We start from the raw sequence: 23,634 nt of genomic DNA on the forward strand, positions 1-23,634 counted from the left end.
TTAATGTGCTCGATAGAGTGGTACATATAGTATAATAAGGCAGAATATGAACAGAACCTTTTCACTACTTTTGAGAGGATTGACTTATTATGGCCCGCAACGATTACCAGGCAATGCTTTCTAAGCGGATGGAAAAGGAGTTTTCCAGCTGGTTTGAACAAGATCACATCCAGGAACGGGATTTATACCGTTTTTTACATACGATGAAAGGCACAGCAGGCACAATTGGTATGGAAGAAATGTCTGCTTTTTGTGCATCACAGTTGGAGACACTTTCTGAAGCAAGCGAGGCGACTATTCCGGTTCGTTCATTAAAAAACTTTATTTTTTTAATGAGAAGTTTTTTTAACAAGAAAGAATTAACGGCCCAGCCTGAAGTGAAACAGCCTGAAAGTACACTTCACTCCATCGAAGAAAACAGCGGCTTTATTTTATTGATTGATGAGGACGCAGAATCCGCTTCTTTTATTAAAGAAACACTAGAAGAAAATGGCATACAAGTGGTAATTGCTTTGAATGGAAAACGAGGAGTTGAACTTTTTTATACCCTTCAGCCCCATATGGTTGTCGCCGATGTTCACCTTCCCGATATGAGCGGATTTGACGTACTGGCGCAAATTGGCGATATCGCTCGAAGCCGCTATGTTCCTATTACATTGGTAAGTACGAACAATCCGGTCGAAAACACCCTTCGCGCTTATAAAATGGGTGCGATGGATTTTATTCAGAAACCGCTTAATATGAGCTTATTTGTCCCTTATATTTCTAACCGATTAAGAAACAAATCGGCTGTTTCACAGTCTGCACTGACCGATGAGCTGACAGGCGCAGGCAACCGGCGCCAGTTCACCCAAACGCTTACGCAAATGTCTGCTTTAGCGGAACGAAAACGACATACATTTACGCTTGTGATGCTGGATTTGGATTACTTTAAAAAAGTAAACGATCAATATGGGCATCCTGCAGGCGATGAAGTGCTTCGCCGCTTCAGCTCTATCGTGCTGACACTCAAGCGGGAAACCGACTATTTCTTTCGTTATGGCGGGGAAGAATTCGCCTTAATTTTAGCAGATACGACTCCTGAGGAAGGGACAGTCTTAATTGAACGGATTCGTGCTAAAATGGCCGAAACTGAATTTACCGTCCCGGGCTTTGATCCTTTTCATGTGACGTTTTCTGCTGGTGCAGCTGAATACAGAATCAATGAATCTACCGTTTTGGCAGAAGCGGACCAGGCGTTATATAAAGCAAAACGAAGCGGCCGAAACCAAACGGTTATTTATGAAATTGACAGCGGTGATGTTAAGCGCCATTTGAATATTATGATTATCGATGATGACCTTCTTGTGCGAAAAATGTTGTCGAAGCAGTTTTCTGGCTGGAAGCCAAATGAAATCGATGTGGTTGTCCACGAATATCCGGATGGCATTACATTCCTAGAGTCAGACTGGTACAAGGCTGATGAGAATTATATGATTCTCTTAGACGGTATTATGCCGAAAATGGATGGCCTTGAAGTGCTGTCAAATGTCCGCAAACGGTTCCCGGATGACAACATTGTCATATCGATGCTGACAGCCCGGACAAATGAAGCAGATATTGTTTTAGCACTAAAAAGTGGAGCGGATGACTACATTGTAAAACCATTTCACCCGCAGGAAGTGGTCGCGCGTGTACAGCGCCTGACAAAAAGGATGTTTAAATGACCCTCTCTTTTTTTCTTCTCTTGACGGTGCTCTTACTTCTATTTCAAATGGGACTGCTCCTTTATTTAGTCATCCGCAAACGTAAAAGGCAGCGTCTGGAAGAAGAAATAGAAAGCCAGTATACGCATTCAACAGAGCCGTTTGCTTCCTATATGATGGATCCATCAGACGCGCGTTTTCTTTATGCCGTCAAATCGATTCCTCATCAACAGGTTGTACTGGAACGGCTGTTAAACGGCTACGTGGCATTTACAAAAGGAGGCAGTGCCTCTCCTTTAGTGCAACAGCTGTCAGAGGAATTTTTAACAGAACCCTATACACGCGTGCTAAATCAACGCAACTGGGCGCGGAGAGTGAACACCCTTCATTACATTGAAGATTTTCACATGCGCTCTTTAGCACCTATCCTGCGTGAACGGCTGAAGCAAGCTGGGAAACTGGACGTGGAAACCCAGCAGCTCATTCGGACACTGGCTTCTCTAAATGAAGATGTTGTCATTGAGGAGTTAAACCGTTTTCCGAATGCGCCTGTTCGACTGTTTGTAGATGTATTTCACCGATTAAATAAAACGAATGCTGAAAAGCATGTGAAAGCCGCGCTCGAAGGTGAAAACGAGACGATCAAACACGCTGCCTTCACTTATATTGCTCATTCAGGGGCGATGACTTTTTTGCCGCAGGTAGAAAAAGAACTGGCCAGCTCTCAAGTCGAAACAAGAATCCAGGCACTCAAAACGATCTTTCGGCTGGAGTATTTGTCGGAACCGGATTTGCTGGCTCCCTTTTTTGATTCTCCCTTCTGGACAGAGCGAATGTTTGCGGCACGAATTGCAGGTATTATGCAGTTTTCCCGCTATAAACAGACTTTAAGTACATTGCTTGGCGATTCAGTTTGGTGGGTGCGCTATTCAGCGGCAGAAGCATATACTCATTTTTCAGATGGAGATGTGATTTTAGCACATTTATCTGAGAATCACCCTGACCGCTATGGCCGGGATATGGCTGCCCAGTGGCAGACATTTCGACCTGGAGGTGCCCGATAATGCATACATTTTTTCTTGTTCTTTCGTACGCTATTATTGCTTATATGCTTTTTTCGAGTTTAAGCTATATTCTTTTGTTTGGGCTGGCTTTTCGAAAAGTATACAGAGAAAGTGAATTAGATCCGCGGGAAACGACGGAGGACATTGCCGGAAATGAACGGACCTTTCCGGTTTCTATTTTAGTTCCCGCCTACAATGAAGAAGTCGGCGTAGTCAGCACGGTCCGCTCACTCCTGGCGCTTGAATACCCGGAAAAAGAGATTATCGTCATCGATGATGGTTCAAAGGACCAAACTTCAGCCCGCATGATTGAAGAATTTCAAATGACGGAGGTATCTTTTGCAGTCCGTGCTTATTTGGAAACGGCTGAAATTAAAACGATTTATCAATCTTCTATTTTTCCATACATTCGCTTAATCAAAAAAGCCAATGGAGGAAAAGCAGATGCCCTCAATGCCGGCATTAACCTGGCATCTTATCCGTACTTCTGTGCCATTGACGGCGATTCGGTTTTAGAAAACGATGCACTGCTGAAAACAATGAAGCCGATTATTGAGTCGGACGGCCAAATCATTGTAACCGGCGGCTCGGTCCGGATTGCCAATGGCTCAACTATTTCAAGAAGTAAAGTTGAAACTATTAATCTGCCGAGCCACCCGGTTGTACTGATGCAAATCATTGAATACTTCCGTGCTTTTTTAATCGGCCGCCTTGCGCTGAGCCGGATGAATATCCTGCTGATTGTCTCCGGAGCATTTGGTGTTTTTCATAAAGAACGGGTTATCCGCGCAGGAGGATACAACAGGAAAACAGTCGGAGAAGACATGGAGCTTGTCGTCAGGCTGCACCGGCTGCTTCGGGAAGAAAAGTCCAAGCAGCGGATTGAATATATCCCAGATCCTGTATGCTGGACAGAAGCACCAGAATCCCTTGAAGTATTGCGTTCTCAGCGGATTCGGTGGCAGCGCGGGTTATGGGAAACACTTTGGACACATAAAAAAATGATTTTTAACCCTGCCTACGGTTCAATCGGACTTCTGTCTATGCCTTATTTCTTACTTGTAGAGCTATTAGGTGCTGTTTTTGAACTGGGTGGATACTTTATGATTTTCGGCGGATTCTTTTTTTCCTTAATTGATCCCAAAACAGCCGGCATCCTGTTTTTAGTGACCATTTTTTATGGGTCATTTATTTCTGCGCTGGCTGTACTGCTGGAGGAAATGACACTCCATAAATATCCAAAGATTTCCCACTTGGTTCGGCTTTATTTCTGGGCGCTGACAGAAACGTTTTGGTATCGGCCTTTTATGGTTATTTGGCGCATCCAAGGAATCTTTGCCGCTTTCCGTAAAAAGCACAATTGGGGCAATATGAAACGAAAAGGAATTTCCACATAACTCAGATGGAGGCGGGAAAATGTGAAAAAGATTTTAGTAGCAGATGATGAAGATATTTTGCGTATGTTAATTGTCGATACGCTTGAAGATGACTTTGAGATTACCGAGGCAGAAGACGGTCAGGAAGCACTGGACAGCATTCGGTCCGGCACATATGATTTAATTGTTTTAGATTATATGATGCCGCATTTAACAGGCATGGAGGTGCTGGAGCAAATCCGTAAGGACGGCGTTCAAACACCTGTTATGATGCTTACCGCAAAAGCCCAGGAAGCAGACCGGGAACTGGCCATGTCCTACGGGGCTGATTATTTTATGGCAAAGCCATTCAGCCCCATTGAACTTTTATCGCTTATCGAAAGCATTCTGGATTAAAAAAGACAGCCCGCTATTGGGCTGTCTTTTTTATTCGTCTTTCTGGGCAAATCGTTTTTGAACAATGTTATAGGATTCCTTTAGCCGTTCTTTTGATTCGGTATCCTGGTCCCAGCCCTCCCATTTATATATATTCATCTTGGAAGCTGCTTTTTCAGGCACCGTTGTTTTTTGATCAAATGACTCGGCAATCCCAATACCTTTGATCTTTTGCTCTGCTTCTATTCCTTCTTTAAAAACATCTCCTGTTGCCTGCAGGCTGCTTGGGTCTTTTACATTCAACAGCAGCCACGGAATACGAATTTCAACCTCTCCTGTTTCTTTATTTACATAGTAGTCAGATAAAGAGTCATAATCAGGCGATTCCGGGTTGCCGTTGCCAAACCGCATCACGCCTGTTTCATAGTAATCAAACGGCAGTACTTCCCCTGTATCCGGCCGGGTGATTTCCTTATTGAGCGCAAGCCGGATTGGGTTAAAGACACCACTGTTGTTTACCGGTTTTTTCGACGCAGGCTTTAACATAGGAACGTCAAATCCATACTGATACAAAAATGTGTCGTAGTACGCATCTACTTTCAGCTTCCCTTCCTTTGTTCCTTCAAATGAAAGAACAAAATCCGGATCATTTTCTTTGAACGTGACAGTTTCCGCCTTGTTGCTTCCGATGCTTGGATGTACGTCAAAATAAAGCGTCGGCATCTTGCCGTTTAACAGCTTAGACCGGATATACAAGTAACGTTCATCGTGTGTGACATACAAATCATCGTTTTCTTTATAAAACGGCTCAATGCCTTGCCAGTCTTTTGTATTTCCGTCTGTTTGGATAAGCTGGCGATCAAAGCTGAGAAGACCGAATTGCTGCTCATTCGTCTGGGCGTTCGACCAGTACGGACGGCGTTCCGGATCATCTAAGTCCATCGTGTTCCACGTCCGCTTAAACCATTCATCCTGCCACGTAAAGACAAGTCCGCCCATCATTCCTTCAGCTAAAAGATCATCATACAGATGAACTAAACCATCGCCCTGCTGCTCCTCACTCATAAAGCCCTGATTCAGGCCAAAAGCATTTCGGTGTGTCATGCCGCGCGAAGATGGAATGCCGAATTCGGCAATCAGAACCGGCATATCGTGCGCGGTCCGCAAATCATGCAGGTAGCCGGCGTAGCTGTTATTTTCACCTCGTGAATCCTTATACGTTAAATATTTTTCCTCTAAATTTAAAAAGTCAGGATAGTAAGGGTAAGCATGATAGGACGCAAACATTTGTATATTCTGTTTCGGTTTAATGTTATTCGGGTTTACCGAAACCAAATCTTCCTGCTCCTGCGGTTCAGCCGGATGGTCAAGCAGATCGGTTGTAACCCAGTTGGTAAAGCTCATCGGCCGTGTCCACTTATACTGGTCCGCCTCATATTTCATCATCGTATCCATTTGCTCAGCCAGCCAAATTTCCATCGGCTCAGCGTCCTCTGTCCGGATAAACTCTCCATCATACTGCGCAAGATCTGTGTATTTCGTTTTCATATTGTCAACCATAAACGGGTACCATTCGATTCCAAGCACCCAGCCGATTACGTACGGTGAAATATCCGCCCGATACGTTCCTGATGCGTGACCGGTCCGTTTTGCAATATCGGCATTACCGTGAATGACATCCGCAACCCGTTTCATTTCCGCCTGGAATTCTTGTGTGATTTCCGGTGTAAACACATCTAGGGTTTCTTCTAACGGTCCTTCATCAATCCAGACGCCATGCAGGAGATAAATCGGCTTGTCCGCATGCTCTTCGTTATACCGCTTTAGAGCGTTGTAAAAGCCCGGTGGATGAAGGGTGTAGACGCGAATGGTATTCGCGTTTAACTTTCCAATATCCGTGAGCCATTCATAGTATTCATTTTCAGAAATAGCGGCTTCTCCCGGGAAAGCGCCCGGTTTCCCCATTCCAATATTAACCCCTTTTACCGTCATCGTTTTCCATGTGCCGTTTTGAAACACTTCAAACCGGTCTCCGTTTAAACGGGATGTATAAGAGAGGCCATCCTTCTCTTCCACTGGTACAGTCACTGCTTCTTTTTCCGGTTTTTTCTCCATTGAGAGAACACCTTTCATAAGCGGTACATATGTTTTCCAGAAAAAGGCCTGCTCCGGATAAAGCGTGGACGGTGTAATAAGCGCCCGCATGGAGGCAAAACCGGCATACCGATAAACGAAAGAAACGTCTTCTGTGTCAGCAAAATCTCCAGCGAAGTAAAAGAGATCCGATTGTTCATACGAATGGTGAGTAACGGCAGGAAATGAAAGCGGAATTCCTTCTTTTTCTAACACCGTTTTCCCCTTGTCCGACAAATTCCATTGATAGTTTGCTAGAATACCTTCTTTATTGTCCGGCACGGTTATATCGAACCAGTACGTATACGGCGCTCCTTTATCAAGGCCTGTAACTCGTTTTCCCTCTTCTGTAAAGCGCATCGTTAGCCGCTCGTTCTCTATTTCTCCCTCTTCATCAGAGAGCACGATTACTTTTTGTTTATCTTCATTCACAAGTACAAAGCCGGCCCCTTCGAATGCCCACTTTTTACCGCCTGCTTCATAAAGTGAGAGAATTCCATCGGTCAGCTCTTCATTTTCTCTGCTCAAATCGCTGAACGCCCGACCGGTCCATCCGGTTGGGCTTGTATGAAGAAAAGACGCCACATCTTTTTTCACATCGGCTTTTGTTGGAGAAGCAAATGTATTAAACTCCATAATCAAAGTGGTCGGATGGTCAGCCGTTTGCTGTTTGATCGTTTCCCATTCATCCATTTCGAGACCGCCATAGACTAAGTCATTTTCGTTATCATACACGCCGTATGTATCGGCCGCATAAATGACATCTGCATCCTCCAGTTTCTCTGGAAGCGCTCGTTCCTTTGTTTTTCTTTCAGGAAAGTATCCATAATAGTCATCTTCTCCGCCAAACGTTTCAAAACGAAAGTGCTTCAGTACCCATGTAAGAGCCCGATGCTCCCGTTTATTATCGGTCGGAACAGTTTTGTCTAGAATGACAACTTTTTCTTCTCTCGTGCTGCCAAGCTCCCATATAATCCAGGGCAGCAACAACAGCAAAAGAACGAATGGAAGGACAATCCATTTTTTATTTACTTTCATCTTGTTCAGAACCTCTCTCCGGGTAGAAAATAACTCCTTGCTGTATTGGTTCGGTTAAAAATCTAAGTATGGCTTTTGACAGCTGTGTCGGCGGGTACGGTTTTGTTAAGTAATGATTGATTTGGTGTAATTTCCCCTTTCCTTCCGCCTGGTCAAGAGCAGAAGAAATGATAATCGGGATATTTTTGGTTTTTTCTTCTTTCTTTAACAAATCCACCAAATCCCAGCCATTCAGATCGTCGCCAAGCATCAGATCAATCACAATTCCAACAAGCGGTGTCCGCTTCGCTTCTTCAAAAGCTTCCGATGGTTTCATGTGATAGATCACTGTAAATCCGCTCATTTTTAATTCTTCCGATAATAAAAGAGCAAGGCTCATATCATCTTCTACTATCATAACGGAAGGACTGTTTTCATCGCCTTCTGGGCGCGCAATTCGATGTCTGCCTGTTGAAAGAAGCGGCAATGAAAAACGGACTATTGTTCCTTCTCCCTCTTCTGACTCGATTGTAATCGTCCCATTATGCTTTTCGATAATTTCTCTGCAAATCGCCAGTCCAAGGCCCGTACCGCCAATTTTGCGGCGGGCGCTGTTGTCAATCCGCTGAAATTTATTAAACAGCTTCGGTATATCTTCAGCCGGAATTCCGATTCCTTCATCTTGAATGGCGATAATTACGTTATTTTCATCGTTCGAAAGCGTCAGCGTTACATGTCCGCCGTCCGGTGAAAACTTAATGGCATTCCCTATCACGTTTGTTAATACTTGAGCGAGACGCTCTTTATCCCCTTCTACCTGCACATTAGCCGCTTCATCCACCACAACGAGCGGATGACCGCTTTCGGTACGGAAGCGGGCGATCGCTTCTACCGCCAGTTCATTGATTTGTAATGGCTCCATTTGATACACCTGGCTGCCCGATTCCATGCGCTGTAAATCCAAAAAATCATTAATTAAGTTTGTCAGCCTTTTCGCTTCCTTGTAAATTGTTTCTAAATATTTCTTTTGCTTTTCCGGCTTCAGCTGTTTATGAAGCAGAAGCTCTGTAAATCCAAGCACACTTGAAAGCGGCGTTCGAAGCTCATGGCTGACTGTGCTGACGAGCTCTGTTTTCATTTGATCGACTTCATATTCTCTTGTAATATCACGATGAACAAGAATGGTGCCTATTTTTTCTTCATTTACTAAAACCGGAGCACTATACACTTCTATCACGCGTTCTGCCGGCTCTAAAATATGGTACCGGTACTCCTGCACATGATGCGCCCCGCTATCAATACAGCCTTCTAGAAATTCTCTCATTTGATCCGGGTCATCTGTTTGATTAGCAAGGTGATCGATCCATCGCGCTCTTTCAATGGTTTCATCAATCGGTACTCCGCAATTGATAATCTCACAAACAGCTTCGTTTCGTTGGAGCATAGACCCGTCGTGGCCAACAAATTGAATGCCTTCATTAATGTTGCTAATAATACGTTCGTTTAAAATCCGCTCTTTGACATTACGGTCGTACAGCTGAATACGTTCAATCGCTAAAGCAACCCGATTTAGTAAGCCCCGCAATTCTTTTTGTTCTTCCTCAGAAAAAGCGCGGCCAATCCGTGAAGCGCCAAAAAGAGCGACCATGTCTCCTTCCGGATTGTTTACGCCGGAAAAATAATCATGCACCAAAACAGAATCGGCAGCGAGCCCTTTTTCATGGGACGCTTCTCTTGTTACCATGAAGAAATCATCCTCTTTTAACCGCTGATCAATATAATCCGTTCGGTTCATTGAAAACTCCTCGAACAGGGCATCTGTCATCCCTTTCAGCGCCCGCTCTCCGCTTTCCCGGATCCAAAACATGCCTAGATCCAATTCATAAATCGAATCCAAATACTCTAGTATACTATCAGCCAGCTCCTGCTTATTTAAAGTAAAAGAAAGAACATGGTTCAAGTCGTTATATCGTTCCAGCCGTTCTTTTGTTTGTTTCGTTTCATAGAGTGATTCTTCGATTCTATGCTGGTGCTCCTGCAGTTCTTCCTGCTGCATAATCAGCTCTTCATTTTGAGCCGTTAATTCTTCTTCTTTTTCTTGAATGGTTCGAATCATGGAACCAAACGAAGAAAACAGTACACCGATTTCATCATTCCGCTTCACCGGCAGCAGCGAAAAGTTTTTGCCGGACGCAAAATCATCCGTCGCCTGTCTCATTTGCTCAAGCGGCCGGACAATATCTTTCATCATGCGCCAGATTAAATAAGCAATAAATACAAATAGTAAAAATAAAAAAATGACCATTACGAATGTAAACTGATTGGCCTGTTCGATCATTTCCTTTGATAACGCCTCAAGGTCATCATCAATATCCACCTTATATTGCTTTACGTATTCCATAAATTGGTTTACGGAATTAACAATATCGCTGCTAGAATAATAGTTTTGAAGACCTGCGTAATCATTTGCTTCCACAAATCGAATCAATGTAGGCAGTGTATTTGATTGGTATGTGCTTAAAAAATCTGTCAGCTCTTCCGTCATCTGCTGCTCTTTTGAATTTAAGCGAACGCCTTCTAACTCTTCAAGTGCGCCTTCTACTTCGTTAAGGTCTTCGTATACACGCTTCAATTCCTCATTATCTCGAAACGCTATATAACCCCGCGCCCGAAAAAAAAGATCATTTAAAGAATCGCGCAGTGTTTCCAATTTCACCTGCTTATCGTACAATCTTTCTCGCTCTACCCGTAATTCATCCTGTGAATGCTTCATATAAAGAAAGGCGCCGGTTCCTGCAGCTGTCAATACTAGCAGAATAGACAGCGATAAAAGCAGATAACGGCGCCGAATACCTGACGTGACCGCTTTATTGATGTTCCATCCTCTCCCTTCTATTCCTATGATTTCATTATAGATTATAGACTGTAAAAGTTCATAAAAAAAACCCGCTTTAAAAGCGGGTTATGATCGATCTGATGAAAACATATAGTGACGCTCGTTATAGGTGATGGAGAAAATAAGCGCCAGAGCCATCATATTTCCCATCATTGCACTGCCTCCATAGCTGATAAATGGCAGCGGAATTCCTGTAATCGGCAGCAGGCCGATCGTCATGCCGATATTTTGGAACGCGTGAAACGTAATCATCGCGATAACGCCCGCGCACATGTAAGAATAATAAGGAGTTTTTGTGGTCAATGCGAGTTTTGTAATGTGATAGATGAGCACAAAAAACAAACTTACAACAACCGACGCACCGATAAATCCATATTCTTCTCCAATAATACTAAAGATAAAGTCAGTATGGCTTTCCGGCAGATAGACTTCCCGGTAGCCAAACCCTTTGCCCATCGTCTGGCCTGAGCCAATCGCAAGCAGCGACCGGGTCAGGTGGAAACCGATCGAGCTCTCATAGTTATACGGATCAAGCCATGAATAAATCCGATCGAACTGGTACTGCCTGACACCAAGATATTTTTCTAACACTGCCGGCTGCCAGAGTACCATATAAAACACAAGGCCGATCAGAGTAGCAGCGCTGCCAAAGAGAGGAAGGAGTATTTTCCACGTGATACCTGAAACGAAAATCATGCCAAGCAAAATGGAAATAATAACCAGAGACGTTCCAAGGTCCTGCCGCACCACAAGCGCAAGTGGCAAAGCAGTAATAGCGCCTAATTTAAGCAAAAGCATCCAATCACTGTTGATCGTTTTAATAGGGTTTTTAGAATGGTGATTCACCATTACCCGGGATAATGTTAAAATCAGAAATACTTTCATAAATTCTGACGGCTGAATGGTTCCTAAGCCCGGAAGCTTGTACCAGTTTTTCGCTCCGTTGATCGTTGGAGCAATAGATGATGGTGCTACGATCAAAAACAACAGCAGCAAAATGCCAAAACCGTACAAATACCAGGCCATGCCGTGAAATTGGTCTGAATCCAGCCGGATAAATACCAGGATAATTCCGATCCCAATCGCGTACCAGATAACTTGCCGGACGACAAAGTTTGTTCCATATTGACCTGTTGTCTGTGCACTGTAAATCGCTGCACAGCTTACAACAAACAGCATAAGCAAGATTAAAATCAATCCGTAGTCAATCCGGCTTGATTGTTGTTGAGAATTCATGTAAACTCCTCTTTCTCGTAAAAATAGACCAATTCTTATTATAACGTTATTGTTCCATTCTACAACAGCCAAACGATTCAGATAGGAGAAATCTAAGCGGGACCGTGATACAATAACTTGAACAAAATGTTCCGGCTTCTGCGTCTCATACTTAAATACGCTGAGTGCAAAAGTCGATGAACCAATTAGAAAGGAAGTTAGCAGAATGGAAGCAATTCAAACACAAGAGCAATTCGAAGAAATTATTGCCGGCAGTGAGCCGGTCATCATTAAATTTTACGCCGGCTGGTGCCCGGACTGCACAAGAATGGATATGTTTATTGATGAAATTATAGCGGACTACAGCCAATACCGCTGGTTTGAACTGAATCGGGATGATTTTCCCGAAGCTGCACAAAAATACGATGTAATGGGCATCCCAAGCCTGCTTCTTTTTCAAGACGGCGAAAAATTAGCTCATTTGCACAGTGCAAATGCTAAGTCTCCGGAGCAAGTACGTGAGTACCTGCAAAACCTTCCTGCTTAATGAACAGCCAAAACCGGCCCGTATACGGGCCGGTTTTTAAAATACGCCTTCGAGTTTATTTAACTCTTTACGCATTTCCTCTTCCGGAAGCTCTTCCCCAATCACAACAATGACCGTCGGCCGCTTGATCGGCTGCGGCTGAAAAAACGGAACGCCATACGCATACTGAAACAGCTCCGGCTGATCTCCTGAATCCTCAAACTTGATGAATCCTTTGATGCGCAGCACCGAATCCGGCAGATGTTCTACCCACTTTCTAAAAGCAGCACGCGGTACGTGATTCACAAATTCATAAGCAAATGTTCGAACATGCAGATGATGGCGGGCGTGATGCTGTTCTTGTGACTGGCTTCCGCTGCCAAAAACAACTTCTCCTTCTCCATGCGTTATTTCAATTAACTGAACCTTCTGATTGAGTGAGCGGATATCTCTGCGAACGACTGCCAAGGTTTCCTCGGCGACCAAATCTGTTTTAGTGAGTGCAACAATATCACTCCAGCGTGCTTGATCCTCCATCAGCTTCCGATGGGCAATCGGCAGCCGGTTCCGCTCCACCCACCGGGCACAGTCTACAAGCGTTAAAATGCCTTTTACATCAATTTTCATCGCGATGGATGGAGACATGCAGGCATCGAGCACTTCCATCGGATGAGCAGCACCGGTCGTTTCAATATAAACGACATCCGGCTGGTGTTCCCGGTAAAGCGCCAGTAATTCCACTTCTATTTCATCTTTAATCGTACAGCAAATACAGCCGTTCAACATATCCCGTACAGCCGTTTTTTCTCCGATAAGCGCCGAATCAACCGAAAGCGCACCGATTTCATTCATCAGAACAGCGACTTTTCTGCCTGCTTCTTTTTCTTTTTGAAGCAGTTTCAACAGCAGTGTGGTTTTCCCGCTGCCAAGAAAGCCTCCAATTATATAAAGTTCTGTTTTCATAGGCCAATCCTTTCTCAAATCCACATAGTTCCGATTTAATACACGTTATCTATTGTACATGCTCCTTCACTTTTTGCCAAAACAAAAAGCAGGAGCGAACCCCCTGCTTTACTTTGGTTTGATCACCAGTTCAAGTTTTTCGATAATCAGCGTCATGACGGCATCCACACTCGCATCCTGCCGCTCACTCTGGGAGTAGGCTTCCTGCATGGCTTCAAGCAGGGCCTGCTGTTCATGGGACATGTTTTTTCTCCTTTTATCATGTTACATGTCCCATTCCCGCTGGAATGCGCGATCAAACAGGGCGAAAGCCTTAAATTTGATTTATACGTGTTCTTCTAATTCAACCCAGTCATGCGCCCAATTCTCTATTTCTGTAATAGCCGCTTTTAAGGCGCGTCCTTTTTCCGTTAATGTATATTCAACCCGAACCGGCACTTCTGCATACACTTTTCGAGTGACCATGCCTTCCTCTTCCAGCTCTTTCAGCCGCTCTGTCAGCAGCTTTCCGCTGATCGGAAATCCAGCTTTAATTTCAGAGAACCGCTGCGGCCGATCCAAAAGCTGTTTAATCACAAGGCCCGTCCATCGTTTGCCTAATAACTGCATTGCTTTTTCTACTTTTGGACAAAGCTCCATTATTCTTTCACCTCTTTTATGTACTCTTAGTATACACCATTTTAAAGAAAGATGATATCTTTCCACTTTTCAATATCTAGTTACTTGACTAATTTAATTTATTTTTTTAAACTATGTTTCTAAAGGTAACAAAATTTTATTTGAAAGAAGGTACATAAACCATGTCAAACACTTCTACCCAAACAGATTTTTACACAGCTGTTCAAAATCGCCGCTCTCATTATGCTATTTCAAAAGAGTCTGTCGCTTCAGATGAAAGAATCCAAGAAATCATTGAATTTGCAGTTAAGCATGTGCCAACAGCTTTTAATTCGCAAACAGGGCGTGTTGTCGTTCTTCTTGGCGAACAGCATGATACATTGTGGGATATTACAACACAAACGTTAAAAAATGTGGTTCCAGAAGAAAGCTTCGCTTCTACACAAGAGAAAATGGATATGTTCCAGGCAGGCTACGGAACAGTTTTATTCTTTGAAGATCAATCGATCGTCCGCAGCCTTCAGGAGCAGTTTGCCCTTTATGCGGACAACTTCCCTGTTTGGTCTAACCAGGCATCTGGTATGCTTCAATTTACCGTTTGGACAGCGCTTGAAAACGAAGGCTTCGGTGCAACCCTGCAGCACTACAATCCACTGATTGATGAAAAAGTAGCAGCCCAGTGGAATATTCCAGCAGACTGGAAGCTCATTGCTCAAATGCCATTCGGCAAACCAACAGCGCCAGCCGGCGACAAAGAATTTGCGCCGCTTGATGAGCGTGTAAAAGTGTACAAATAATGTACCCCTTTTTTGAATAAAAAAGCGCGGACTTTTCAATATTGAAAAGTCCGCGCTTTTTAATTTTCATTGGATGAAGATCCACCATCGATGATTTTTCGAACCGATCCTCTTTCAATTAAAGATGGCGCCAGCATAATCCGATGTCCAATTTGATCCGGCTGCTTGATGAGCTGTAACAGCTGGTCAAATGAATAATGAGCAAGATCTGTAATAGGCTGTGCAATCGTCGTAAGTCCAGGATCGGCAATTTCCGCATAAATGGTATTATCAAAGCCGATGACCGACATATCCTCGGGTACCCGCACACCCGCTCCTCTCGCTTCGTTGATCAACACAATAGCGATCAAGTCCGTTGCTGCAAACACAGCGGTTGGCTTTTTTGGGAGACGAAGCAGCTTTTGCGCGGCTTTTTTCGCTTCCAAAATATCAGAGCGGGTATCAATAATGTACGGTTCTTCAACCATCACATCTGCTTCTGATAACGCCTGCTGAAAACCAATCAAGCGGGAACGCCCCGATTGGCGCTGCTTTTCGTACATAATGGCTAATTCATGGTGTCCTTTCGACAGCAAATATTTACCGGCTACGTACCCTCCGCGCACATTGTCTGTCATGACCACACTGGCTGAAGCGTCTAAGTGATTCACAGACAGCATTACGCTCGGTACGCCGCGCTCATTAAATTTTTTGAAATGATCCATTTCTTCCGGCTCAATGGCTACCATCACACCGTCAACCTGCTTTTTAGAAAAAAGCTCTAAATATTCCCGTTCCCTCTGCTGCTTATAATCCGTGCTGCACAGCATCAGTGTATAACCAGATTCCCGTGCCCGGTTTTCCAGTGCCCGGGCCACTTCCGCAAAAAACGGGTTGGCAATATCAGGAACAAGCACGCCGACGGTATATGTTTTTTTGCCTGTCAGTGCCGCTGCGACACTGCTCGGCTGGTAGTCAAGAACCCGCATAATCTCTGTTACACGCTTACGGGTTTTTTCGCTGATCCGCCCTGTATTGTTCACGACCTTGGATACGGTAGCAATAGAAACTCCCGCTTTTTCCGCCACGTCATAAATCGTCGGTTTCATATCATCGTTTCTCCTCGTGTCATTCTATTCTTAGAGTAACACGAAACGCCGTGAATCACTTCATGTGACGCTGAAATTTTTCAGTCAGCATCCCGCTTTATTATTTTTTCTTGTGCTTGCGTGCATCGATATAAACTGCGACTGTAATGATGACGCCTTTTAGAATTTGCTGCCAGTATGAAGAAACGTTCATTAAATCAAGACCATTATTCATTACCCCGATGATAAGAGCACCGATAATCGTTCCGCCAATGGTACCAATGCCGCCTGTTAAGCTTGTTCCGCCTATAACAGTCGCCGCAATCGCATCCAGCTCATACATTGTACCAGCTGTCGGCTGCCCTGACGCAATACGGGCTGTTAGAATAAGGCCGGCAATTCCGACTAGAAGACCGTTCAATGTGTAAACCAAGATTTTTACTTTTGTTACGTTTACACCGGCAATCATCGCCGCCTGCTCATTGCCGCCAATCGCATAAACATATTTACCGAATCTTGTTTTATTTAAAAGAATATAAGAAATCACACCGATAATGGCAAAAATGATGACAGGTACCGGGATGCCGGCAATCATGCCCTGTCCAAGAAACAGCAATGAATCTGATAAGCCGCCAATTGGGCGTCCGCCGCTATAAAGAAGCGCAAGTCCGCGTGCTGCAGTCATCATACCAAGCGTTACAATAAAGGGAGCAATATTTCCTTTTGTGATTAAAAAACCGTTAAAAAGGCCTGTGCCAGCTCCAACTGCAATTGCCACGAGAACAGCTACAATAAGTGGATATGTTCCTTCCTGTGCAACTGCGGCAACGAGTACAGACGTCAAGGCCACGACAGAACCAGAAGATAAATCAATTCCGCTTGTAATGATAATGAAGGTTACGCCGATTGCGATGATTCCGATGACCGCCATCTGTCTTACAATGTTAATAATGTTGTTGGAATTGATAAAGTTCGGTTCAAGTGCCGTCATAAGCCCGATTAATGCAACTAAAATAATGAGCATTCCATATTTTTTGAATATTGTTCCTGCTTTTGACTCTTTTTGAACGCCTACACCTGGATTGTTATTCGTAACGGTTGATAAGTTACTCATCCCTTTTGCCTCCCTGTTCTTACGATGTTTTTTGTTTCATTAATTCCCCGCGCGTTGCCAGCTCCATAATGGCTTCCTGTGAAGCTTCCGATCGGTCAAGCTCCCCTGTCTGGTATCCTTCACTCATGACGACAATACGGTCACTCAGCCCGATCACTTCCGGCATTTCCGAAGATACGACAATAATGGCTTTGCCCTGCTTGGCCAGCTCAAAGATCAAGCTGTAAATTTCACTTTTCGCACCGATATCGATGCCGCGAGTCGGCTCGTCCAGAAAGAGAATATCCGGGTTGTGAAGGAGCCAGCGTCCGATAAGCACCTTTTGCTGGTTGCCTCCGCTTAAATTGCTGATCAGCTGGTCCATATTCGGCGTTTTAATATTCATTTTTGCCTTTTGGTCCGCACAGTCGCTCTCAATTTTCTTCCGGTCAAGCAGTCCGCCTTTTTTATACTTGTTGATATTCACCATGATCATGTTATCCCGCACACTGAGCGGCAGGAAGCAGCCGGTTAACTTCCGGTCTTCTGTCAAAAGGCCGATGCCAGCGCTGATCGCATCTTTCGGCGAACGCATTTTTTTGGACTGGCCGCCAACAAGAATTTCTCCTGAATCTGCCTGCATCGCACCGAAAATGGTTTCCAGGATCTCACTGCGTCCAGAGCCCATTAAACCGGCGATGCCGAGTACCTCTCCTTTACGGACCTGGAAATTCACATCGTAAAACTTTCCTTCTTTTGTTAAGTTTTTGACTTCAAGCGCTACTTCCCCAATGTCTGCATGCTCTTTATTAAATACCTGGGAAAGCTCGCGGCCGACCATCATTTCAATCAGGCGTTCACGGGACATATTGTCAATAGAATCTGTGCCGACATACTGGCCATCACGGAAAACAGTTAATGTATTGGCAATTTGCTTGAGTTCTTCCATCTTGTGCGTAATGTAAATGATGCCGACGTTTTTCTTTTGCAGCGAGCGGATAATGTCAAATAAATGGGCAACTTCTTTGTCGGTAATGGCGGATGTGGGTTCGTCCATGATGATAAGCTTTGAATCGTAGGAAACCGCTTTGGCGATTTCGACCAGCTGCATTTTTGCTACCGTTAAATCAACCATTTTGGCTTTTGGATCGATCGTTGTAATGTTCAGGCGTTCAAAAAGCTCTCTCGTGTTGGCCACAAGCTGCTTTTGGTTAACCAGACCTGTTTTGCCGTAGGTCGGCTCGCGGCCGAGGAAGATATTTTCTGCCACAGTCATTTCCGGCACGGGGTTTAATTCCTGGTGAATCATTGAAATGCCTTTATCAAGCGCTTCACTGACATTGTTAATCTTCAATTCTTCACCGTCGAATAGGACGCTTCCCGTGTCAGCAGTATAAATGCCGATCAGGATTTTCATCAGCGTGGATTTACCCGCGCCATTTTCACCCATCAAGGCATGTACTTCGCCTTTTTTTACATCCAGACGAACGTTTTGGAGTGCTTTAACACCCGGAAAGCTTTTTGATATCCCTGACATTTGCAAAATATATGGAGATGTCATTTTTTTCACCTCGAAATGGTTTTAATAGAAGGCGGGCAGCCATTGCTGCCCGGTCTTCTTAATTGTCGCGCTTGAAGCTGACGTACTTTAGGCTTGATTCTCCAGACTGTGTCTAGCTTCAAGCGCCATCGGCTCGAGGTCATAAGTCAAGCCCTTCTGGAGGTATAAAGCACCTCCAGGAGGGCTCACCTTATACTTGTCGCCGATAAGCAGGCGCTTTATGCTTTTCTTATTGCCATTTTTTGATATATGTTTCCACGTTTTCCGGTATGATCAATTCAAATGGAATGTAGTTCATTTTTTCAACTTCTTCGCCTTTTGCTGCTTTTGCTGCAATTTCAAGCCCTTTTGATCCTTGGCCAGCTGCATCCTGGAATACAGAAACTTTCAGCTTTCCTGATTTTACATATTCAAGTGCATCCGGTGTACCGTCAATGCCTGCTACAGTTACTTCTTCAAGTTTGCCGGCTGCTTCAAGTGCCATGATCGCGCCAATGGCCATTTCATCGTTATTTGCTACAACAGCGTCAATTTTCTCTCCTGATTGCAGCCAGTTTTCCATCAACGTCATCCCTTTTGCGCGATCCCAGTCTGCATTCTTTTCTTTTACTAGTTTCATGCCTGGATTTTTCTCGATTACTTGCTTGTTTCCTTCCGTGCGCTTGATTTCCGCCTCCTGTCCAGATTGGCCATTCATGATTGCCACGTTCCCTTTACCGCCAAGAAGTTTTGCGACTTGTTCCATTTGCATAATGCCTGAATCAATTGAGTTTCCGCCAACGAATGCTGTTGCATCTTCAATTTCTTTATACGTACGGTTCACGACCACAATTGGAATTTCTGCTGCATTTGCCATGTCTACGATTGTGCCTACAGATTCTGTATCAACGGGTACGATTGCAATTGCGTCTACACCTTGGGAAATAAACGTTTCAACCTGAGACATTTGCTTCGCTGCGTCATTCATTGCATCTACATAAACACCTTCAATATCGCCAGCTTTTTTCTCGTAATCCGTCATACCGTCCTGCAGGTAGCTGAGCCATTTATCATCAAAGTCTGGGAGTGCCACACCGATTTTTAATTTTTCCTCCCCATCTGCACCTTCCCCGCCTCTACATCCTGCCAATACAGCTGTTAGTGCTACCATCAATGCCATGAACAGAAAAAACTTTTTCTTCATTTTTTTCTTCCTCCCCCAGGTTGTTCATATATGGAAACGACATGAAATCGTTTTCAAAAAAGTAAGGTGTTAAACTGCTTGTCCTTGCAGCTCCAGTACATTTCTTTTATGGAGCACATAGCTCTTTTCTTCAAAATCAGGTTAAGCGTTTTCCCAATTGGCACTATGTGTCCCTTTTTTCTGCGATTGCAGTAATTTCATTCTTTCTTCCTACCTTCATGCCACTATACGTGAAAGTGATTACTTTTCTGAATTTTCTTGATTAAGTAAGCGCTTAACTAGATATTAATCGATGTGTTTTTAAAGATCAAGAAGAATTTTGCAAAAAAATAGATGTGAACGTGAACAAAATTAAAAAGTTTTCAATTTGACATGTACTTGACTTAATTATCGGGTAAACTAAAAGCATCTAGTAAAGGAAATGCACAGGAGGAAGAATCATGAAGAAGAAAACAATGTCATATGTTATGACGGGCGCGCTATCCATTACAATTTTAAGCGGTGTTCCCTCTTCTCCAGCTCAGGCGGCTTCCCCGCAGCTTATAAAAGAACAAACGGCCTCGTCCGTTGCTCGTACAGGCACAAGAAATTTTGCCGATATCATTGCAGATCAAGCAATGGCACTCGGTGTTTATAATGAACATGATGATTTGGAAACAGCTGCTAAAAAAGTCCGTCTGGCAAAATTGCAGCGTCAGGCCGAAGCTCTCCATCTTGATACAGCTGGTAAAGATGAAAAAACACTTCGTCTTCAGGTGAAAAAAGCCCATGAAGCCTATGTACATAATGTGGCGGATCAATTCGGCATCCAAACAGAAGGACAGCGCACAAAAGAAATCATTGCGGCCATTGCGGAAGTAAATGAAACGGCGGCTGAACAATTAAATGGATTTTATTAAAACCGGCCAAGCAAGGCCGGTTTTTTGTCGAACCCTTTAACAAAGGAAAGGAAGATGGACATGCAGACAGTTTTAATTGCAGAAGATGAACCGGCAATCAGCCAGGTATTAAAGGTATATGTGGCGAAAGCCGGCTTTGATGTTGTACAAGCTTTTAATGGAACGGAAGCGGTTGAAAAATTTCATACGATTTCTCCTTCTCTTGTTCTGCTTGATGTGATGATGCCAGAAAAAGATGGCTGGGCAGTATTAAAAGAAATTCGGGAAAGCAGCAGCTGCCCTGTGATTATGCTGACGGCTTTAAATGATGTGAACTACCGGCTGGACGGCTTAAACGGCGGGGCAGACGATTATATCTCTAAACCATTTATCGCCGACGAAGTCGTTGCACGCATACGAGCTGTGCTTCGCCGGTCCGATTCAAAACGCACCGATGAGAATGTACAGCACTTCGGCAGCCTGACGATCGACTTTACCGCGCATCGTATTTCTCTAGGAAGTAAAGATATTACCTTAACACCGCGGGACTTGTCTTTGCTGCTGTTTTTAGCAGCGGCTCCCAACCGGACCTTTACGCGGGATCAACTTTTAGATGAAGTATGGGGGCATGATTACGATGGAAGCGATCGTGCGGTTGATTTATCTGTGAAAAGAATCCGGAAAGCACTGGCAAAGTGGCCGTCATCTGAGGGGGAAATCAAAACATTGCGCGGCTTAGGGTATCAATTTGTTACGGCGGAATAGAACACGGCGCATCTCACTGCTTCGTTATTGGACAACCCGTTATGCCATTACCCTTGCTCTCGGCCTGCTTGTCCTGGCTATGCTGTCGGTCGTCTGGATTCAGCACACGACTCTTCAAAACCGGCTCGATGTATCCGAGTTTTTAGCAGCGGAGCTTGCCGGCCGCATTGCCGGCAGCCAGCAGGCTGGCGATGACTCTGAGGCATCTTCTTACCTTGACCGGGACATGCTCGATGTGCGGGATGAACTGAGAAAAATGGAATCCCCCCCTTCCATTTTTATTACGGATGCGAATGGTGTGATCATATCCGCTGGTGACGATAACTTATACAAAGAAAGTTCTTTTCCGACCGCTGTGCTGGAGAAAAACAGTGCAGTACAGACCTTTTCCGCCTTAAACGATGACGCCATTGTTTACTTGATTAAAAAACCAATCATGGTAAATGATATCACATTCGGATGGGTCGTCATGCTGCAGCCGGAAGATAAATTTGCTGATTTAAACGATGAATACCGTCTGCTTGCGATGCTTATTATCGGCAGCGGCCTGCTTGGCTGGGCAGCGATTTACATTTTATCGCGCCGGCTTGCACGGCCAATCAGTGCAGCAGCTGCCGCGGCCAAAGAAATTCGCAACGGTAACTATGGAGTGCTCCTTAAGCCTTCGAGGGCGAAAGAACAGGAAGTATACGACCTCGTCACGTCTTTTAACGATATGGCTGTCCGCCTTGAACAGCTTGAATCTATTCGTGCTGAACTGCTTGCGGGTGTCACCCACGAGTTAAAAACACCTGTTACCTCAATCAGCGGTCTGCTTCAAGCTGTCAAAGACGACGTTGTTACCGGGGAAGAAGCGAAAGAATTTCTTACGATTTCTTTAAAAGAAACGGAACGAATGCAGAATATGATCAATGACCTGCTCGAATTCAACACGTTTGCAGCCAATGCTCTGCCGGTTTCAACCGCGCCGCATGAACTCAATGAACTAACAGGGGACATTGTTCATGAATGGAACTTAGCCCGTAACCCGGACGGCATCCCTATTCATTTTTATCCGTATGAGCGGGACTTGATGGTGCTGACGGATCCTGACCGCCTGCAGCAGATTATGATGAACCTGCTCAACAACGCGGCTCATGCTATTGAAACAAAAGGCCAGCTTTCTGTTACGATTCGCACTGATGAATCGTACGCCCTCATTGACGTAGCCGATACGGGAATTGGTATTCCGGATGCTGAAAGAGCCTTGATTTTTGAACGGTTTTACCGTGGAGAAAATAAAAAATATAAAGTCCGCGGCCTCGGTCTCGGTCTCCCGTTCAGCCAGCTGCTTGCCCGGGCCATGGATGGCGACCTGGAGCTGAAGGAAACATCACCTCTTGGCACAACCTTTACGATTAAATTAAAAAAACAGGACTGATGCCTCCGCATCAGTCCTGTTTTTGAATTACTTGCTAATCGCTTTTTCAATTTCATCAGCCTGCTTTAAAACAGACTGCAAGCCTCCGCCTGATAAGTACCAAACGTTTGCATCAAGGTAAACGACATGATCGTTTTTCACAGCTTTTGTGCTCTTTACAAGATCGTTTTCTACAACCTGTTTTACAGAAGACTCTCCGTCTACTACAGCCGCGCCGCGGTCTACAACAAACAAGTAGTCTGGATCTGTTTCCACTAAATATTCAAATGAAACGCTTTGTCCATGGGTAGATACTTCAATGTTTTCATCAGCTGGTTTTACACCGAATACGTCATGAATAATACCGAAGCGTGACGCAGGTCCGTACGCGCTTATTTTGCCTTCATTCGCCAAAATAATAAGTCCATTTTCGTTCATTGATGATGCTTTTTCGTTTAGTGCCGCTACTTTTTCATCAATAGCTGTTAATTTTTCTTTTACTTCTGCTTCTTTATCAAAAATTTGACCGATTGTTGTTGCATTTTTCTTGAATGATTCCATGTAGTTCGACTCATCAACAGCAAGATAAACAGTCGGCGCAATCTCCGCAAATTGGTCGTATAAGTCCATTTGACGGCCTGAAATAATGATTAAATCTGGTGCAAGTTCATTAATTTTTTCAAAATCCGGCTCTTTTAAGCTGCCTGTATTTTCATACTTTTCATCTTCAAACTTTGAAAGGTAATCCGGAATATTTTCTTTTGGAAGGCCGACTGGCTCAATGCCAAGCTCTGCCATTGTATCAAGTGAACCAAAATCAAATACAACTACTTTTTCCGGGTTAACCGGCACTGTTGTTTCGCCAAGCTCATGTGTTACGGTTACTTCTTTTGGTGTTTCATTGCCCTCTGCCGGCTCTGTTTCGGCTTTCTCTCCAGAAGTTGATGAACTGCATGCCGCTGCGATTACCGCAAAAACAGCCATAACGATAAATAACAAATATTTTTTCATAATGCTCTCCTT

Annotated in this window: 20 protein-coding genes; 9 read left to right on the top strand and 11 right to left on the bottom strand. The window is 44.2% G+C overall.

What is annotated here, in order from left to right; genetic code table 11:
- Positions 1–89: 89 nt before the first annotated feature.
- From M3221_RS02550 to M3221_RS02565, 4 genes are read left to right on the top strand one after another with little or no spacing between them, the layout of a single operon-like run.
- A complete protein-coding gene (locus tag M3221_RS02550; RefSeq protein ID WP_251269976.1) occupies positions 90–1,706 on the top strand; it encodes a diguanylate cyclase in 1,617 nt (538 codons plus the stop codon).
- Entirely contained in the window at positions 1,703–2,749 is a 1,047-nt protein-coding gene (locus M3221_RS02555; RefSeq protein ID WP_251269977.1) for a HEAT repeat domain-containing protein, read from the top strand. Before M3221_RS02550 ends, M3221_RS02555 begins: the two co-directional genes overlap by 4 nt.
- Positions 2,749–4,146 (top strand): glycosyltransferase family 2 protein, encoded by a 1,398-nt coding sequence (locus M3221_RS02560; RefSeq protein WP_251269978.1) that lies wholly within the window; start codon positions 2,749–2,751, stop codon positions 4,144–4,146. Before M3221_RS02555 ends, M3221_RS02560 begins: the two co-directional genes overlap by 1 nt.
- 21 nt (positions 4,147–4,167) lie before the next feature.
- Positions 4,168–4,521 (top strand): response regulator transcription factor, encoded by a 354-nt coding sequence (locus M3221_RS02565; RefSeq protein ID WP_251269979.1) that lies wholly within the window; start codon positions 4,168–4,170, stop codon positions 4,519–4,521.
- Positions 4,522–4,551: 30 nt separating this feature from the next.
- Here the strand turns inward: M3221_RS02565 and M3221_RS02570 are convergent, their stop codons facing one another.
- The 3 genes from M3221_RS02570 to M3221_RS02580 all read right to left on the bottom strand — a co-directional run bounded on the left by M3221_RS02570 (position 4,552) and on the right by M3221_RS02580 (position 11,782).
- Positions 4,552–7,671: a hypothetical protein gene (locus M3221_RS02570; protein WP_251269980.1), complete on the bottom strand. Its 3,120-nt coding sequence runs from the start codon at positions 7,669–7,671 to the stop codon at positions 4,552–4,554.
- A complete protein-coding gene (locus M3221_RS02575; RefSeq protein ID WP_251269981.1) occupies positions 7,658–10,423 on the bottom strand; it encodes an ATP-binding protein in 2,766 nt (921 codons plus the stop codon). The genes M3221_RS02570 and M3221_RS02575 overlap by 14 nt, the downstream gene beginning before the upstream one ends.
- A gap of 189 nt (positions 10,424–10,612) precedes the next feature.
- The gene (locus M3221_RS02580) at positions 10,613–11,782 is read right to left on the bottom strand and encodes an FtsW/RodA/SpoVE family cell cycle protein (protein ID WP_251269982.1); all 1,170 of its coding nucleotides are present in this window, start codon (positions 11,780–11,782) and stop codon (positions 10,613–10,615) included.
- Between the two features lie 205 nt (positions 11,783–11,987).
- Between M3221_RS02580 and M3221_RS02585 the strand changes: the two genes are divergently transcribed.
- Positions 11,988–12,308 carry a thioredoxin family protein gene (locus M3221_RS02585; RefSeq protein ID WP_251269983.1) on the top strand — a complete coding sequence of 107 codons (321 nt, stop codon included), beginning with the start codon at positions 11,988–11,990 and terminating at the stop codon, positions 12,306–12,308.
- 36 nt (positions 12,309–12,344) lie between these two features.
- On the opposite strand, the gene M3221_RS02590 is transcribed toward M3221_RS02585, so the two are convergent.
- The 3 genes from M3221_RS02590 to M3221_RS02595 form a co-directional block, all read right to left on the bottom strand.
- The gene (locus M3221_RS02590; protein ID WP_251269984.1) at positions 12,345–13,250 is read right to left on the bottom strand and encodes a CobW family GTP-binding protein; all 906 of its coding nucleotides are present in this window, start codon (positions 13,248–13,250) and stop codon (positions 12,345–12,347) included.
- A 108-nt stretch (positions 13,251–13,358) separates the two neighbouring features.
- A complete protein-coding gene (locus M3221_RS26210) occupies positions 13,359–13,493 on the bottom strand; it encodes a hypothetical protein (protein ID WP_285878672.1) in 135 nt (44 codons plus the stop codon).
- An 81-nt stretch (positions 13,494–13,574) separates the two neighbouring features.
- Positions 13,575–13,889, bottom strand: a complete 315-nt coding sequence (locus tag M3221_RS02595; protein ID WP_242231801.1) for a winged helix-turn-helix transcriptional regulator — start codon at positions 13,887–13,889, stop codon at positions 13,575–13,577.
- A 161-nt stretch (positions 13,890–14,050) separates the two neighbouring features.
- Here M3221_RS02595 and M3221_RS02600 point away from each other — a divergent pair, with 161 nt between their 5' ends.
- Positions 14,051–14,665 carry a nitroreductase family protein gene (locus tag M3221_RS02600; RefSeq protein WP_251269985.1) on the top strand — a complete coding sequence of 205 codons (615 nt, stop codon included), beginning with the start codon at positions 14,051–14,053 and terminating at the stop codon, positions 14,663–14,665.
- Between the two features lie 59 nt (positions 14,666–14,724).
- On the opposite strand, the gene M3221_RS02605 is transcribed toward M3221_RS02600, so the two are convergent.
- The 4 genes from M3221_RS02605 to M3221_RS02620 form a co-directional block, all read right to left on the bottom strand.
- Positions 14,725–15,753, bottom strand: coding sequence for a LacI family DNA-binding transcriptional regulator (locus M3221_RS02605; RefSeq protein ID WP_251269986.1), 1,029 nt, complete (start codon positions 15,751–15,753; stop codon positions 14,725–14,727).
- A gap of 100 nt (positions 15,754–15,853) precedes the next feature.
- Positions 15,854–16,846 carry an ABC transporter permease gene (locus tag M3221_RS02610; protein ID WP_396120231.1) on the bottom strand — a complete coding sequence of 331 codons (993 nt, stop codon included), beginning with the start codon at positions 16,844–16,846 and terminating at the stop codon, positions 15,854–15,856.
- A gap of 19 nt (positions 16,847–16,865) precedes the next feature.
- Entirely contained in the window at positions 16,866–18,386 is a 1,521-nt protein-coding gene (locus M3221_RS02615) for a sugar ABC transporter ATP-binding protein (protein ID WP_251269987.1), read from the bottom strand.
- Between the two features lie 229 nt (positions 18,387–18,615).
- Positions 18,616–19,569, bottom strand: a complete 954-nt coding sequence (locus M3221_RS02620; protein WP_251269988.1) for a sugar ABC transporter substrate-binding protein — start codon at positions 19,567–19,569, stop codon at positions 18,616–18,618.
- A 440-nt stretch (positions 19,570–20,009) separates the two neighbouring features.
- Here M3221_RS02620 and M3221_RS02625 point away from each other — a divergent pair, with 440 nt between their 5' ends.
- The 3 genes from M3221_RS02625 to M3221_RS02635 are packed head-to-tail and all read left to right on the top strand — an operon-like array spanning position 20,010 to position 22,632.
- On the top strand, positions 20,010–20,468 hold the full coding sequence (locus tag M3221_RS02625; RefSeq protein ID WP_251269989.1) for a hypothetical protein: 459 nt from the start codon (positions 20,010–20,012) through the stop codon (positions 20,466–20,468).
- Between the two features lie 60 nt (positions 20,469–20,528).
- Complete coding sequence (locus M3221_RS02630) at positions 20,529–21,212, top strand: response regulator transcription factor (protein ID WP_251269990.1); 684 nt, start codon at positions 20,529–20,531, stop codon at positions 21,210–21,212.
- Positions 21,196–22,632, top strand: coding sequence for a sensor histidine kinase (locus M3221_RS02635; RefSeq protein WP_251269991.1), 1,437 nt, complete (start codon positions 21,196–21,198; stop codon positions 22,630–22,632). Before M3221_RS02630 ends, M3221_RS02635 begins: the two co-directional genes overlap by 17 nt.
- 27 nt (positions 22,633–22,659) lie before the next feature.
- Here the strand turns inward: M3221_RS02635 and M3221_RS02640 are convergent, their stop codons facing one another.
- Complete coding sequence (locus M3221_RS02640) at positions 22,660–23,622, bottom strand: siderophore ABC transporter substrate-binding protein (protein WP_251269992.1); 963 nt, start codon at positions 23,620–23,622, stop codon at positions 22,660–22,662.
- Positions 23,623–23,634: the final 12 nt, after the last annotated feature.

The sequence above is a fragment of the Domibacillus indicus genome (assembly GCF_023715895.1).
Taxonomy (GTDB): domain Bacteria; phylum Bacillota; class Bacilli; order Bacillales; family Domibacillaceae; genus Domibacillus; species Domibacillus indicus_A.

Excerpts from the sequence above, each read along its gene's own strand:
- M3221_RS02550 (WP_251269976.1), top strand. The coding sequence starts at position 90 with ATGGCCCGCAACGATTACCAGGCAATGCTTTCTAAGCGGATGGAAAAG.
- M3221_RS02555 (WP_251269977.1), top strand. The coding sequence starts at position 1,703 with ATGACCCTCTCTTTTTTTCTTCTCTTGACGGTGCTCTTACTTCTATTT.
- M3221_RS02560 (WP_251269978.1), top strand. The coding sequence starts at position 2,749 with ATGCATACATTTTTTCTTGTTCTTTCGTACGCTATTATTGCTTATATG.
- M3221_RS02570 (WP_251269980.1), bottom strand. The coding sequence starts at position 7,671 with ATGAAAGTAAATAAAAAATGGATTGTCCTTCCATTCGTTCTTTTGCTG.
- M3221_RS02575 (WP_251269981.1), bottom strand. The coding sequence starts at position 10,423 with ATGAAGCATTCACAGGATGAATTACGGGTAGAGCGAGAAAGATTGTAC.
- M3221_RS02580 (WP_251269982.1), bottom strand. The coding sequence starts at position 11,782 with ATGAATTCTCAACAACAATCAAGCCGGATTGACTACGGATTGATTTTA.
- M3221_RS02585 (WP_251269983.1), top strand. The coding sequence starts at position 11,988 with ATGGAAGCAATTCAAACACAAGAGCAATTCGAAGAAATTATTGCCGGC.
- M3221_RS02590 (WP_251269984.1), bottom strand. The coding sequence starts at position 13,250 with ATGAAAACAGAACTTTATATAATTGGAGGCTTTCTTGGCAGCGGGAAA.
- M3221_RS26210 (WP_285878672.1), bottom strand. The coding sequence starts at position 13,493 with ATGTCCCATGAACAGCAGGCCCTGCTTGAAGCCATGCAGGAAGCCTAC.
- M3221_RS02595 (WP_242231801.1), bottom strand. The coding sequence starts at position 13,889 with ATGGAGCTTTGTCCAAAAGTAGAAAAAGCAATGCAGTTATTAGGCAAA.
- M3221_RS02600 (WP_251269985.1), top strand. The coding sequence starts at position 14,051 with ATGTCAAACACTTCTACCCAAACAGATTTTTACACAGCTGTTCAAAAT.
- M3221_RS02605 (WP_251269986.1), bottom strand. The coding sequence starts at position 15,753 with ATGAAACCGACGATTTATGACGTGGCGGAAAAAGCGGGAGTTTCTATT.
- M3221_RS02610 (WP_396120231.1), bottom strand. The coding sequence starts at position 16,846 with ATGAGTAACTTATCAACCGTTACGAATAACAATCCAGGTGTAGGCGTT.
- M3221_RS02615 (WP_251269987.1), bottom strand. The coding sequence starts at position 18,386 with ATGACATCTCCATATATTTTGCAAATGTCAGGGATATCAAAAAGCTTT.
- M3221_RS02620 (WP_251269988.1), bottom strand. The coding sequence starts at position 19,569 with ATGAAGAAAAAGTTTTTTCTGTTCATGGCATTGATGGTAGCACTAACA.
- M3221_RS02625 (WP_251269989.1), top strand. The coding sequence starts at position 20,010 with ATGAAGAAGAAAACAATGTCATATGTTATGACGGGCGCGCTATCCATT.
- M3221_RS02630 (WP_251269990.1), top strand. The coding sequence starts at position 20,529 with ATGCAGACAGTTTTAATTGCAGAAGATGAACCGGCAATCAGCCAGGTA.
- M3221_RS02640 (WP_251269992.1), bottom strand. The coding sequence starts at position 23,622 with ATGAAAAAATATTTGTTATTTATCGTTATGGCTGTTTTTGCGGTAATC.